Origin of the sequence: Streptantibioticus rubrisoli, from assembly GCF_024436055.1 — a bacterium.
GTDB lineage: Bacteria > Actinomycetota > Actinomycetes > Streptomycetales > Streptomycetaceae > Streptantibioticus_A > Streptantibioticus_A rubrisoli.
In genome coordinates this window covers 79,900-93,285 of the sequence record NZ_JANFNH010000011.1, presented here as the reverse complement: position 1 = coordinate 93,285, position 13,386 = coordinate 79,900, and the positions used below count along the sequence as shown (strand labels likewise).

Genomic DNA, 13,386 nt, shown 5'->3' with positions numbered 1-13,386 from the left:
CGCTCTGCGTGGAAGAAGGAGTGGCAGGCATGGCCAACACCTTCGACCGCGCCGGTGAGAGCATCCTTTCCGCAATCTGTGAGTTGTCTGAGAAATTTCCGGCCGCCGCGTCATGGAATACCCGGAGGCCAACTCCGGTTATCGCCGGTTGTCGCCGCCAAGGCACCAACAGCCACACCGCAACGGAGGGAACGGGGACATGAGCACGGCACTGGGACGGTACGGAATCTGGAGCGGCGCCCTACGGGCGGAGGGTAACGCCGACAACGGCGAGGTCATCGAGGCCGTGCGGGAGCTGGAGGAACTGGGCTACGGCGCGCTGTGGATCGGCGGCAGCAGCGATGTCTCCCACGCCGCCCCGCTGGTCGAGGCCACCTCATCGATCGTCCTGGCCACCGGCATCCTCAGCATCTGGCAGCACGACCCCGCCGACGTCGCGGCCCGCCACACCGCGCTGACCGCCGCGCACCCCGGCCGCTTCCTCCTGGGCCTCGGTGCCAGCCATGCCCAACTGGCAGCCGCCTACCAGCGGCCGTACTCGACGATGGTCAGCTACCTCGACGCGCTCGACGCGGCCGAGCGCCCGGTGCCCGCCAGCGAACGGGTACTGGCGGCCCTCGGCCCGAAGATGCTCAAGCTCGCCGCCGACCGGGCGGTCGGCGCCCACCCCTATCTGGTCACCGCCGAGCACACCGCCGAGGCCCGCGCCACCCTCGGCGAAACCGCCCTGCTCGCACCGGAGTTGAAGGTCATCCTGGAGACCGACCCGCAGCGCGCCCGCACCATCGCCCGCGACTACCTCGCCCGTTTCCTCGCCCTGCCCAACTACACCAACAACTTCCTCCGCCTCGGCTTCACCGAGGACGACTTCGCGGGCGGCGGCAGCGACCGCCTGGTGGACGCGGTCTTCGCCTGGGGCGACGCGGAGCGGGTGCGCGCACGGACCGACGAGTTCCTGGCGGCGGGCGCCGACCACCTCGCCCTGCAGGTGGTCGAGTCCTCCGACGCCAAGGGCCTGCCGAGGGAGGGTTACCGCCACCTGGCCGAGGTGCTGCGGATCAAGGGCCGACAGGCTCTGGCAACCTACCCTCAGACCTGACCGGTTGGTCCGGCCGCCCAACTCCCCCTGGAGGCACCATGCGTGTGATCGACTTCGACCATCTCGTCCTCAACGTCACCGATATCGAGCGCTCGTTGGCCTTCTACCGCGACAAGCTCGGCCTGGCGCCGGTCCGGGTGGACGAATGGCGCGCGGGCAAGGCGCCCTTCCCCTCGGTACGGGTGAGTCCGACGACCATCATCGACCTCGTCCAGCCCCCGGGCGACACCGCCCAGGGCTCCAACGTCGACCACATCTGCCTGGTCGTGGAGCCCCTCGACTGGCAACAGGTGGTCGACTCCGGTGAGTTCACGGTCCTGGACGGGCCCGGGCCACGGTTCGGCGCCCGCGGTACCGCCCAGTCCCTCTACGTCCGCGACCCGGACGGCAACACGGTGGAACTGCGCTGGTATCCGCAGGCGGGGGACGGGGAGAACGCGGATCCCTCATGATGCTCCTGGCGATATCCGGCAGCCTGCGGGCGGCCTCTTCCAACGGTGTGCTGATGGGCGCGGTACTCGAACTGGCTCGGGCTGGCGGCTGGGACGAGACGGCGGTGGCCCGGATCGGGGAACTGCCGCTGTTCAACCCGGACCTGGACGGTGAAGGTGCCACCCCGGCCAAGCCCGTGGGTGCGCTGCGCCAGGCGGTCGGCCAGGCCGACGCGGTGGTGGTCGTCAGCCCGGAGTACGCGCATGGTGTTCCTGGTGCGCTCAAGAACGCGCTGGACTGGCTGGTGAGCAGTGCGGAGTTCGTGGACAAGCCGGTGGCGGTGATCACCGCTTCGGCGAGCGGCGGCGAGTACGCCAACGCGCAGTTGCGAGAGACGTTGCGGATGATGACGGCCACGGTCGTGGAGGAGGCGTGCCTCACCGTTCCCGGCATCGCCGCCAAGGTCGACCAGGCGACCGGTGACATCACCGATGACGCCCTCCGCGAGGCGCTGCGCCGGGCGCTCGGCGCGCTGCGGGCGGCCGTGCGGCCCGCGAGCACGACGGCGGTCTGATCCCCGTCGACCCGGCGCCGGGCCAGGCGCGCGACGGCGCGGCCCGCGGACAGCTCGAAGCCCTGGCGGAACCGGCCGTGCGTGCCTGGCCGAAGTGAGGACGCGAACGCCAAGGTCCCGGCACTCGTGAGTACCGGGACCTTGGCAGTGGTAGCGGGGACAGGATTTGAACCTGCGACCTCTGGGTTATGAGCCCAGCGAGCTACCGAGCTGCTCCACCCCGCGTCGTTGAGCACCATCCTACAGGTACCGGCACCCGCCGGAGCACCACACTACCGCCGGGGCACCGCAGGGGCGCACGAGGCACAAGGGAGGCGCACGCCCCTCCCCCAACGCGCGGGCGTGCGTGAACAGGCCGTTGGGGTATGCCCAGTGCTCTACCGACAGCCGCAAGGCCCTGTCATCATTCACCCTCAGGAGGCGACGTGACCTGTCCCATGTGCGGCTCGACGGACGGCAGGCAACTCAACAATGGAAACTGGCAGTGCAACAAGTGCGCAGCGGTCACAGCAGGCCAGGGCCGCCTGGGAGGCCCTGGACCCCGAGACGCGCGAGCGCGTGCCGTTCCTGTCGCCCGAGGAGTTCACGGTCGCCGACGGTGAGGAGTCGGCCCAGCAGTGGCAACGCTTCATCGACGTCCTGGACCGCGCGGAACGCCACGAGGGCCTGTAACCACCGAGAACCACACCCCGCCGACGCCCACAGGACCTCCACGCCACCGCATCCCGCGGGGCACGCGTCACCGGAGGCGTGACGCTGTTTCCTTGGGCCCCGGGGCAGGCCGTGGGCAGACACTGTGCGTGCGTGTGGGCGTTGCTGACACGGTTTGCTGTCACCGCTCCGCCCTACGAAGCTCGCTGCAGCACCTCTTTCACCTCGGGCACGCCCCGGAAGCCTTCCAGCCTCGCCAGGACGACGCGCGTGCGTCCCGCAGTGCGCTCGCCGACCACGTCGGCGCTCAGATCCAGGACCCGCGCGGCTGTGGCGGCTGCGGCGAACCAACCGACGTGTAGCCCAGCGTCCACGGCATGGGCGGCCGATTCGTTCAAGACCATCCGCGCGTCCCCGCCTACCGTCGTTGTATGGCATGGGTTGACGACGTCATGGTCAAGCGAGCCGGGCGCTTCTTGTGGACTTCCGGTCGTGTGCTGGAACAGCGCCGCTTCGCGTTCCTGCTCGGCGGCGAAACCGATCCGGCGGGCGTGCTGGCCGCTCTGGATGCCTACCGCAGGGCGGACGGGGGCTACGCCTTCGGTCTCGAACCTGATGTGAGAGGCCCGGTGGCACAGCCCATCTCCTTGCCCGCTGCCCTGCGGGTGTTGGAGGAGGCCAGGGCCCTGGACGCCACCCGGGGACGGCACTTGTGCGACTGGCTGGCGAAGGTCGCCGCCCCGGATGGTGACGTGCCAGCTGTGCTGCCGACCCTGCGCCCCTATCCGCGCCCGCCGTGGCTGCCGATCGCCGATGAGCCAGTTGGTGAACTGCTGGCCACCGGACAGATCGCAGGGCCGCTGCTCCGTCACGGGATCGACCACCCCTGGCTGAAGACGGCGATGGACTTCTGCCGCCGCGCCATCGAGAGCCTTCAGCACACCCACCCCTACGAGGCCGAGGCGGCCATCACCTTCCTCGACGCGGCGCCCGACCCGCTCTGGGCGCGGCAGCAGTCTGAACGCCTGGGCGAACTGGTACGCGAGCAGCGCCTTGTGCTCCTCGATCCCGACCACCCCGAGCAGGCGCACCTCGCGCCCGGCTACGCGCCCGGCGAGTACCACCTGCCGCACGACTTCGCCCCGCGCCCGGACAGCCTGGCGCGGGCGTGGTTCACCGAGGCGGAGATCAACCGCGGCCTGAGCCACCTGGCCGCTCAGCAGCAGCAGGACGGGGGCTGGCCGATCCGCTGGGCACGCTGGTCTCCCACCACCGAAGTCGAGGCCCGCCCAAGCGTCACGCTCGCCGCCTCGCTCACCCTGCGCGCCTACGATCAGGCGTCCTGAGTTCTCCGGCCCCGCTCCGCCAAGCGCGTCGGCGGCAGGCCAGCGAGGCGGCTGACCTCGCGGGTGAGATGCGCCTGGTCCGCGTATCCCGCGCGCAGTGCCACCTCGGCCAGCGCGAAGTCGTCCGAGCGAACCCAGGCCAGCGCCCGCTGGAAGCGCAGCACTCCGTGCAGGGTCTTCGGCCCGTATCCCACCGCGTCGGTGACCCGTCGCCGCAGCTGCCGCTCAGATAGTCCGACTTCGTCCGCCAGGATCGGCAACCGCACCGGCCTGGGGCGACCGAGTGCCGCCACAGCATGCTCCACGGCGGGGTCCGGCGCGTAGCCGTGCACCAGCGAGGCCGCGAAGCCGTCCAGCACTGCGGCGGCGGTGCGCGGGCTCTCGGCTTGGGCGAGGCAGTCCTCCAGTCGCCGTGCCCGGGCCGGGAAGAGGTCCCGCAGCGGCACCTGCAGGTCGCAGATCTCCCACGTGGGAACACGCCCCAGCAGCAGCCCTGCCGCTCCGGGCCGCAACCGCACCCCCGCGATGCTCGCACCGCCGCACACCGGCACCGCCCGCGGACCGCGATCCGGTCCGACGACCTCGGCCTCGCCATCACGCCAGATGAGATCGACGCAGCCGTCCCGGGACGATGGCCTGGCGGTGCGCGGCGCCGTCGGCGTTCTCTCGCACCCACACACACGCCACGTAACGTCCCGGTGCCGCCGATGGCTGCCACTGTGAGTACCGGGAGACCATACGCACACCCTGCAGGCAACGCGGCCGCGCGCGCCAGCCGAATCCCTCGGACACCCTCCATACTTTCGCGGGCCGTTGCGGGGTCGCTGTAGGCCGTCAGTTCTTCTCCAGTCTCCGGAGGACAGGCGGTTGTGGCTGTGTGCCTGAATCCGCCGTTGTTCACCGGTCGTTGGGGTCAGCCGTGGATGTCATTTCCCGCCCCTGCTCACAGGAGCTGCGGCCGCTCATGGCCGGGTACGGCGGTGAAGTAGAAGACGGTGGTGTCACCGCGCGGGCGCTGACCACAGCCTCACGAGGGCTGGTAGTCCCAGAAACAGTAGGCGCACTCGCCACGTCCCTCCGCCCTCGCCACGGCGAGCGAGACACGGCGCGGAGTGTGAGTCTCCATACCCAAACGGATGGCGTACTCCTGCCCTTCCTGTAGGGCCTTGCAGGTCGAAGAACGATGGAAGACCTGACCCCCGGCTGTGGTGTAGACGAACTTGGGCATGCCTTGGGGCGCGGGAGCGCACTCCGGGCACCACTGGGTGATCATGCCATGTATACATCGCTCATCCATGGCGTCAGATTAGTCGGCCGGACTGACAACTACCCGAGCAGTCACGGGAGTTGGGCGACTCCAATGGCTGCCCATCGCGCTTCGTAGATGCCCATACGGGCGGAACCGACCGCCCCAGCCAAGTCGTATCCCTGTTGAGCCTCAAGTAACTGCTGCGCTCGCGCGCGGTGCGGCATCCGGGGCCGGGGAGGGCGACGAAGGCGCGCGTGCCAGCGGCCGGAAGGTTCACTTCCACGGTCTGCTTCACTCCCGCGCGTCCCTGCTCCATGAGCGGGGGCCGCCGCCCGCGTGATCACGGAGAGTCTCGGTCGCAGTTTCATCCGCGTGACGATGGACATCTACACCTTCGTGCGGCTCGACACTCAGCGGGCGGCCTTCGATCGCGTCGGTGATGCCCTGCGCGGGGTGACGGCGGTGACGGCAACGAGCCGGATGACGAAGACGGTTCGGGCGAGTGGTCCTCGCGATCTAGGAACGGTTGCCGTCAACCACTGCCGTCACGCTCAACGCAAAAGACCCTCTCGATCATTCGAGAGGGTCTCCTACCTGTTGTGCACTCGGCAGGATTCGAACCTGCAACCTTCTGATCCGTAGTCAGATGCTCTATCCGTTGAGCTACGAGTGCTTGGCTTTCCGGTTTTTCTTGCCGGTCGGCGTTGCGGGAACAACATTACATGAACCCCGCCGTCAGACGAAATCCATTCCCCGAACCCGTGCTGACCTGCGGAAACGCCGTCGCGGTGGCTGGGCGGGCGGAGTCGGGAAGCACGACAGCCCCGGCCGGGGGAACCGGACGGGGCTGTCGGTGAGAGCGGAGGCTCCGGGATTTGAACCCGGGATGGGCGATTAACCCAAACCGCATTAGCAGTGCGGCGCCATAGACCAGACTAGGCGAAGCCTCCAGCACGCCCGCGCGAGCGCGAGGCGTGTGCAGATGATGGCACATCCCCGGAGGGCGTTACCAATCGCAGCTTACGGTACAAGGCCGCCGGTCGGGAGGGCAAAGCCGTTACGAACCGGAAGGGGGACATGCCCACGATCGAGTGGAATGCCGGGTCGGCGCCGGATGCGGGCGGTAAGGAGGGGCGTCCGCGCCCCTCACTCCGGCGCACCACCGACTCCGGGAGCCGCCCCATGTTCCGTCTCCGTGACCGTGCTCACACCAAGCGCCACACCGAAACCCGTTCGCCCCGGGCGCTCGGCCGCTCGCTCTCCGCCACGGTGGTGCTGGCGCTGGCCGCCGTGCCCGTCCCGGCCTCGGCCGCCACGCGGATGCCGGTGCCGTTGCCGCTGCCCCTGCCGTTGCCCGAGGCGGCGGGCGACCAGCTCACCGTCACGTACGACGACGGCAGCGGCGTCATCGTCACCAACACGCTCAGCTGCCACCCCACCGGCGGCTCGCTGCCGGGCGCGCAGGCGGCGTGCGACCGGCTCGACGCGCTCGGCGGTCCGCTCGGCCCCGTACCGCGCGGTCAGATGTGCACGGAGTTGTACGGCGGGCCGCAGAGCGCGCGGATCACCGGAACCTGGCACGGGCGGCACGTCGAGGACACCTACAACCGGAACGATGGCTGCCAGGCCGCGCGGTGGCAGCGGATGGAGCCCGTACTCCCGGCGCCGGGCCGGATGTCCGGCGCCCCGGTACGGTGAGCCGCCTTGGGCGCGCCCGTCGCGCCGGACCGGTACCGGAATCACCCGCCCGGCCAACCGTTCGGCGCACTCGCTCAACCCAGGCGCAGGAACGGTCCGGCGCGGGCGGGAACGGTCCGGCTTGGTCGGCATTAGTCGGGGTTAGTCGGACCCGGACAAGATCGTCACGGAACCTCTCCTTGCTCTACGTCATCCGCCACCGTGCCCAGGAGCCCGCCCCTTACACTCCTGTGGTGACATGCCACGGGGGGAAGGGCAAGATGGGCCATCGGTGATAGCAGCCCGCGATCGCCGAGCCAGCTGAACAAAGAGCGGTATCAGCAAGTGCGGTATCAGGGAGGACGCGTCTCGTGAGCAGCAGGCCATCCCGAGGCGCTGCTCGCCTCGCGGCAATACTCGACGCCCTCCCCGACGCGCTGTTGCTGGTGAACGCCAACGGTACGGTCGTCAACGCCAACGCCATAGCCCTGGAAACGTTCGAGGCGCCCGGCACCGCCCTGGTCGGTCGGGGTCTGCTCGATCTGCTGCCCGCCTTCGACTCCCGGCGCATCCCTGGTTCGATGCGCCGCCCGGACTCGGAGGAGGACCGGCGCACCAAGCCGACCCGGATGGTCGCCCGGCGCACTGACGGCAGCGAGTTCCCGGTCGAGGTGACCAGCGCCAACCTGGAGGACGGGCGCACCCCGTACGCCGATCCGCACCATCTGTACACCGGTGACGAACTGCTGATGCTGGTGGTGCGCGACCTGACCGGCACCATGGACACCGAGGCCGAACTCGCCCGCCAGCAGCGGCAGACCGAGATGATCCTGCGCGCCGCCAGCGAGGGCGTGGTCGGCGTGGACACCGAGGGCAAGGTCGTCCTGGTCAACCCGGCCGCCGCGCAGATCCTGGGCTTTCGGGCCAGCGATCTGGGCGGTCAGGAGCTGCATCCGCTGATCCACCACTCGCGGGCGGACGGCAGCGCGCTGCCGTGGGAGGAGACACCGCTCGCCGACACGCTGCGCTCGGGGCGCAAGCACCGGGTGCGCGGGCAGGTGCTGTGGACGAAGAACGGGCGCCCGGTGCCGGTCGACCTGACCACCGCGCCGGTGCGCGAGGGCGACCAACTGGTCGGCGCCGTGATGTCGTTCACCGACCGCAGCCGCTTCGACGCGCTGGCCGCCCGCCACGCGCAACTGCGTGAGGTGCTGGACGCCTCGCTGCGCGCGCCGCTGGACGAGCTGCGCACCGAGCTGTCGGGGCTGGCGGCGGATCCGGCCGGGCAGTTGTGGCCGGAGGCGAACCAGACGCTGCACCATCTGGCCGCCGGATACGCCCGGATGACCGCGCTGATCGACAACGTGCTGGCGTTCCAGCGGCTGGACGCGGGCAAGGACAAGCTGGAGAAGGCGGCGGTCGGCCTCGACGATGTGGTCGCGGCGGGCGTGGAAGGGGCGATCGACCTGATCGGTCCCGGCCGCGCGCAGTACGCGGTGCACGCGCCGCCGATCCAGGCGGTGGTGGACGGGCCGCGGCTGTCGCAGGCGCTCGCCCATCTGATCGCCGACGTGGCCGGGGTGGACGCCACCGGACGCACCTCGGTGGTCGCCGGAGGCGGTGACTCCACGATCGTGGTCGCGGCGGCGCAGCGCGGCGAGGTGGTCCGCATCGAGGTGCGCGGCCCGCACAGCGGCGGCAGCCCGGTCCATCTGCCGATCACCCGCGGCATCGTGGAGCGGCACGGCGGAGTGCTGCAGACACACGAGGTTCCGGGGCAGGGCGGCAGCGCCTATGTGCTTGAGGTGCCGGTCGGCGAGGGCGGCGGTGAGGCGGCGCCCGGCAAGGCGGTCGCGCGTGACTCCGAGACGACGGTACTGCCGATGCCGTCCGCCCCGGCGCGCGGCACGCAGGGCACGGCGGCCAGGCCGAAGCCGCAGGAGGCGGCCGGGCAGAGCGCCGGTCGGACGCCGCGCCCGCGGCGGCCGGTCGACGAGAGCAACGGCGGCTCGATCGCGCTCCCGGCCGGCCCCTCGGCGAGCGCCGCCCCGCAGGACCAGCCCACTGGCCGCCGCCGTGCGCTGCGCCGTGCGGAGCCCGGCGGCATCGAGCAGCCGCCCGGCCCGGACGACGTCGCGGTGAACGGAACCAACGGCTCCAACGCGGCCGGGCCGCAGGCCAAGCCGACCGGCCGCCGGGCTCGGCGCGCGCTGGCCGAGGGCCAGCAACCCGAGTTGCCGCCCGCGCGGCCAGCCGCACACGCGTTGCCGCCCGCCCAGTCGGCTGAGCCCGAGTTGGCCGAGGGGCTGCCCGCCGCGCCGCAGCCCGAGCCCGGCCGCCCGGCCCTGCCCGCGCTGCCTGAACAGGCGACGGCCACCCCCCGTGGGCGCCGGGCGCGCGCGCTGCCGGAGGGCACGGGTCCGCAGCAACCCGAACCGCTGGCGATCGAACCGGCGTTGCCGTCGCCCGACGCCGAGCAGGCGCCGCGACCGTCCGGTCGCCGGGCCAGGAAGCCTGCCGCGGAGCCGGAGTCGCCGGGTTCGCTGCCCCCGGCCACCGACGCCGTGGACGAGCCGGTGCACCAAGGACCGCCGCAGGGCGAGCCGCAGAGCCCGGCGCAGGCGGCACGTCCGGCCCCGTACCAGGCCAACGGCCAGCAGAATCCGTCCGGTTGGCACAACGCCAACGGCACGCCGCAGGCCGCCCAGTCGCCGCAGTCGGAGGGCCGGGCGATCAGTGTGCGGACGCTCGGGCAGGGCGTGGCGTACGTCCAGCCGGGGCAGACGCCCCCGGCCGGGCAGCCCGCCGTGGGTGGCGGTTCCGGGCGGCGGCGGAAGCTGACGGCTCCCCCGCAGCCGCAGGCCGGTGAGCCCGCCCGGCAGCACCCGACGGAGCGGGCGGGCGCGTCGAATCCGGCGTTCCAGGCCAGCGACAGCCAGGGTGAGGGTCAGGCGTTCGCCATAGGCGCGCCCGCCGAGGGTGACGAGGGACCCGAGCACCTGGACGGTCCGAACGGTGCGGTGGAGGTCAGCGCGGCCCCGGCGGCGCCCGCCGCGGAGGCGGACGGCGTGGGCGTGGAGCTGAGCAGTCCGCGTCGGCTGCTGGTCTGGCCGGAGCCCGATGTGTCGACCCGGCAGGCGCTGACCGACCGCGGCTACCGTCCGGTGACGGTGCGGTCGCGGGAGGAGGTGGACGCGCAGGTCGCCGAGTATCCGGCGGCGCTGTTCGTGGACCCGCTGACCGGGCCGATCACCCGGACCGCGCTGCAGTCGTTGCGGGCGGCGGCGGTGGCCGCTGAGGTTCCGGTGCTGGTGACGGCCGGGCTCGGGCAGGCGACGCGGGAGGCGGCGTACGGCGCCGATCCGGCGGTGCTGCTCAAGGCGCTGGCGCCGCGGGACAGTGAGCAGCACCCGCCGCGGGTGCTGCTGGTGGAGAGCCACCGGGACATCGCGGCGGCGTTCACCGCGACGTTGGAGCGGCGCGGCATGCAGGTGGCGCACGCGGCGTCGGAGGGCGACGCCGCAACGCTCGCCGCACAGATGCGACCGAACCTGGTCGTGATGGATCTGATGCTGATCAGGCGGCGCCGGGTGGGGATTGTCGACTGGCTGCGGGCCAACGGTCTGCTGAACCGCACCCCGCTCGTCGTCTACACCTCGGTGGACATCGAACCGGCCGAACTGCCGCGCCTGGGCTCCGGCGAGACGGTGCTGTTCCTCGCGGAACGTTCCACCAGTGCCGAGGTGCAGGGCCGGATCGTGGACCTGCTGAGCAAGATCGGCGCCGAGGCGTAGGACGGTCCGGCGGTCAGCCGACCGCCGGACCCATCCCAACCGCCAGGTGGGCAGGGCGGATCAGAGCAGTGTGACGTCCAACTGGCCGTCCGCGTACTGTCGGCGGATCACCTTCTTGTCGAACTTGCCCACCGATGTCTTGGGCACGGCAGGCACGATCGTCCAGCGCTCCGGAACCTGCCAGCGGGCGACGCGTTCGCTGAGGAAGACGCGCAGCGTGGCGTAGTCCACCGAGGCGCCCTCCCGCAACACCACGGTGGCCAGGGGCCGTTCGCCCCACTTCTCGTCGGGGACCGCGACCACGGCCGCCTCCGCCACATCGGGGTGGGCCATCAGGTGGTTCTCCAACTCCACCGAGGAGATCCACTCCCCGCCCGACTTGATGACGTCCTTCGCCCGGTCGGTCAACGTCAGATAGCCGTCCGGTGAGATCACCCCGACGTCACCGGTGCGCAGCCAGCCGTCGTGGAACTTGTCCTCGGGCGTGAGGGGTTCGGCCCCGGCGCCGCCGAAGTAGGCGCCCGCGATCCACGGCCCGCGCACCTCCAGCTCGCCCGCGCTCTCACCGTCCCACGGCATCACCTCACCGGACGGCCCGATCAGCCTGGGCTCCACGGAGGCCGGGAACCGGCCCTGGGTGAACCGGTACGCCCACGCCTCGTCGCCCTCAGCACCGGCCGGGGGGTGGGAGGTCGTGCCCAGCGGTGAGGTCTCGGTCATCCCCCAGGCGTGGCAGACCTCGATGCCGTGCCGCTCCTGGAAGTCCCGCATCAGCGAGGGCGGGCAGGCCGAGCCGCCGATTATCACCTGGCGCACCGAGGAGACGTCCCGGGGCCGGGCGTCGAGTTCGTCGAGCAGCCCCTGCCAGATGGTGGGAACGGCGGCGGCGTGGGTGGGCCGCTCGGCCTCGATCATCTCGGCGATGGCGGCGGGCTGCAGGAACCGGTCGGTCATCAGCATGTTGATGCCGGTCATGAACGCGGCGTGCGGAATGCCCCAGGCGTTGACGTGGAACATCGGGACGATGGGCAAGGTGGTGTCCCGGTCGGACAGCGAGAACGACTCGCCCATGTTGACCTGCATCGAGTGCAGGTAGATGGAACGGTGGCTGTAGACCACGCCCTTGGGGTCGCCGGTGGTGCCCGAGGTGTAGCACATCGCCGCGGCCTGCCGTTCGTCCAGCTCCGGCCAGTCGTAGCGGCGCGGGCGGTCGGCGAGCAGCGACTCGTACTCGTGGACGGTGGGGCGGCAGCCGTCGAGTACGGAGGTGTCGCCGGGCCCGACGACCACCAGGTGCTCGACGGACTCCAGCCGGGGCAGCAGCGGTGCGAGCATCGGCAGCAGCGTGCCGTTGACCAGGATGACCCGGTCCGCCGCGTGGTTGACGATCCACGTCAACTGCTCGGCGGGCAACCGCAGGTTGAGGGTGTGCAGCACCGCGCCCATGGCCGGGATCGCGAAGTACGCCTCGACGTGCTCGGCGTTGTTCCACATCAGCGTGGCCACCCGGTCGTCGGGGGCGACGCCGAGTTCGTCGCGGAGCGCGTTGGCCAGTTGTACGGCGCGGATCCCGATGTCCCGGAAGGAGCGGCGCCGCGGCTCGCCCTCCCCGGTCCAGGTCGTCACCTGGGACCGCCCGTGGACCAGCGCACCGTGGACGAGGATGCGCGTGACGGTCAGTGGTACGTCCTGCATCGTGCTGAGCACCGGGAGCCTCCCACGTTACGGGCGAGTATCTCCGGCGATTGTGGCGGCATACCCAGCGGTATGTCACTACCGTGTGGCGGTCTTCGACGAGGTCGGTGGTTTCCGTCCAGGGGGCGGACGCGGTTACCAGGCGAGGAGTTCGGGGTCGGTGCGCAACTTCACCAGGGCCCGGGAGACCGAGCTCTTGACCGTGCCCACCGAGACGCCGAGCAACTGGGCGGTCTGCACCTCGGTGAGGTCCTCGTAGTAGCGCAGCACGACCATCGCGCGCTGCCGGGCGGGGAGCCGGGCTATCGCGGTCCACAGGGCGTCGCGCTGCGCCTGGCGCTCGGCCGGGTCGGGCCCGGGCTCGGTGCTCTCCGGCAGCTCCTCGCAGACGAACTCGTCCAGGCGGCGCTTGCGCCACTGCGAGGTGCGCGTGTTGACCAGCGTGCGCCGTACATAGCCGTCCAGCGCGCCGTGGTCGGCGATCCGGTCCCACGCCAGATAGGTCTTGGCCAGCGCCGTCTGCAACAGGTCCTCGGCGTCACACGGGTTGGCGGTCAGGGAACGGGCGGTGCGCAGCAGCACCGGTCCCCTGTCCTGGACGTAACTGGTGAACTGCTGCTGAGCGCTGGTGCACACAGGCGTGGTCATGCACTCAACGCTATGAGCGCGGACGGCGCCGGGGATCGGCCGCAGGTCCCGAAGCGGGGTCACCCTGAAGTCGTAGGGGGCGGGCCCTTCCTACCTCCCGAGGGTGGACACGGTTCGGGGTTCCACCCGAGTGCACAGCCACGGCCGCGGACCACGGCGCGCGCCCGGTGCCGGTCGCGTCAGGGCGGCGCCACAGCAGGTGACGGCTGCCCCGGGCGACG

12 protein-coding genes and 3 tRNA genes are annotated in these 13,386 nt (G+C 71.3%); 8 read left to right on the top strand and 7 right to left on the bottom strand.

Annotated elements, in window-relative coordinates:
* Positions 1–29 precede the first annotated feature (29 nt).
* From NON19_RS13610 to NON19_RS13595, 4 genes are read left to right on the top strand one after another with little or no spacing between them, the layout of a single operon-like run.
* Positions 30–203, top strand: a complete 174-nt coding sequence (locus NON19_RS13610; RefSeq protein WP_255927766.1) for a hypothetical protein — start codon at positions 30–32, stop codon at positions 201–203.
* Positions 200–1,099, top strand: coding sequence for an LLM class F420-dependent oxidoreductase (locus tag NON19_RS13605; protein WP_255927764.1), 900 nt, complete (start codon positions 200–202; stop codon positions 1,097–1,099). Before NON19_RS13610 ends, NON19_RS13605 begins: the two co-directional genes overlap by 4 nt.
* A 38-nt stretch (positions 1,100–1,137) precedes the next feature.
* Positions 1,138–1,551, top strand: a complete 414-nt coding sequence (locus tag NON19_RS13600; protein ID WP_255927762.1) for a VOC family protein — start codon at positions 1,138–1,140, stop codon at positions 1,549–1,551.
* Positions 1,548–2,105, top strand: a complete 558-nt coding sequence (locus NON19_RS13595) for an NADPH-dependent FMN reductase (RefSeq protein ID WP_303653679.1) — start codon at positions 1,548–1,550, stop codon at positions 2,103–2,105. Before NON19_RS13600 ends, NON19_RS13595 begins: the two co-directional genes overlap by 4 nt.
* Positions 2,106–2,253: 148 nt before the next feature.
* Here the strand turns inward: NON19_RS13595 and NON19_RS13590 are convergent.
* Positions 2,254–2,330, bottom strand: a tRNA-Met gene (locus NON19_RS13590).
* Between the two features lie 246 nt (positions 2,331–2,576).
* Here NON19_RS13590 and NON19_RS13585 point away from each other — a divergent pair.
* On the top strand, positions 2,577–2,777 hold the full coding sequence (locus tag NON19_RS13585; protein WP_255927760.1) for a hypothetical protein: 201 nt from the start codon (positions 2,577–2,579) through the stop codon (positions 2,775–2,777).
* 173 nt (positions 2,778–2,950) lie between these two features.
* Here NON19_RS13585 and NON19_RS13580 read toward each other — a convergent pair whose 3' ends face one another.
* Entirely contained in the window at positions 2,951–3,160 is a 210-nt protein-coding gene (locus tag NON19_RS13580; RefSeq protein WP_255927758.1) for a hypothetical protein, read from the bottom strand.
* 27 nt (positions 3,161–3,187) lie between these two features.
* Here NON19_RS13580 and NON19_RS13575 point away from each other — a divergent pair, with 27 nt between their 5' ends.
* Entirely contained in the window at positions 3,188–4,102 is a 915-nt protein-coding gene (locus tag NON19_RS13575; protein ID WP_255927756.1) for a hypothetical protein, read from the top strand.
* On the opposite strand, the gene NON19_RS13570 is transcribed toward NON19_RS13575, so the two are convergent.
* From NON19_RS13570 to NON19_RS13560, 3 genes are all read right to left on the bottom strand, one after another.
* Entirely contained in the window at positions 4,090–4,782 is a 693-nt protein-coding gene (locus tag NON19_RS13570; RefSeq protein WP_308213687.1) for a helix-turn-helix domain-containing protein, read from the bottom strand. The two genes, NON19_RS13575 and NON19_RS13570, sit on opposite strands and share 13 nt — an antisense overlap.
* Before the next feature lie 1,169 nt (positions 4,783–5,951).
* Positions 5,952–6,024: transfer RNA gene (locus NON19_RS13565), tRNA-Arg, on the bottom strand.
* A gap of 187 nt (positions 6,025–6,211) precedes the next feature.
* Positions 6,212–6,301 (bottom strand) — tRNA-Ser (locus tag NON19_RS13560).
* A 232-nt stretch (positions 6,302–6,533) separates the two neighbouring features.
* Here NON19_RS13560 and NON19_RS13555 point away from each other — a divergent pair.
* Entirely contained in the window at positions 6,534–7,049 is a 516-nt protein-coding gene (locus NON19_RS13555; protein WP_255927752.1) for an SSI family serine proteinase inhibitor, read from the top strand.
* A gap of 350 nt (positions 7,050–7,399) precedes the next feature.
* Positions 7,400–10,822 (top strand): PAS domain-containing protein, encoded by a 3,423-nt coding sequence (locus NON19_RS13550; protein ID WP_255927750.1) that lies wholly within the window; start codon positions 7,400–7,402, stop codon positions 10,820–10,822.
* A 60-nt stretch (positions 10,823–10,882) separates the two neighbouring features.
* Here NON19_RS13550 and NON19_RS13545 read toward each other — a convergent pair whose 3' ends face one another.
* Together NON19_RS13545 and NON19_RS13540 are read right to left on the bottom strand one after the other, a co-directional pair.
* The gene (locus NON19_RS13545) at positions 10,883–12,529 is read right to left on the bottom strand and encodes a long-chain fatty acid--CoA ligase (RefSeq protein WP_255927748.1); all 1,647 of its coding nucleotides are present in this window, start codon (positions 12,527–12,529) and stop codon (positions 10,883–10,885) included.
* Between the two features lie 123 nt (positions 12,530–12,652).
* The gene (locus NON19_RS13540; protein ID WP_255927746.1) at positions 12,653–13,165 is read right to left on the bottom strand and encodes a SigE family RNA polymerase sigma factor; all 513 of its coding nucleotides are present in this window, start codon (positions 13,163–13,165) and stop codon (positions 12,653–12,655) included.
* Between the last annotated feature and the right edge of the window lie 221 nt (positions 13,166–13,386).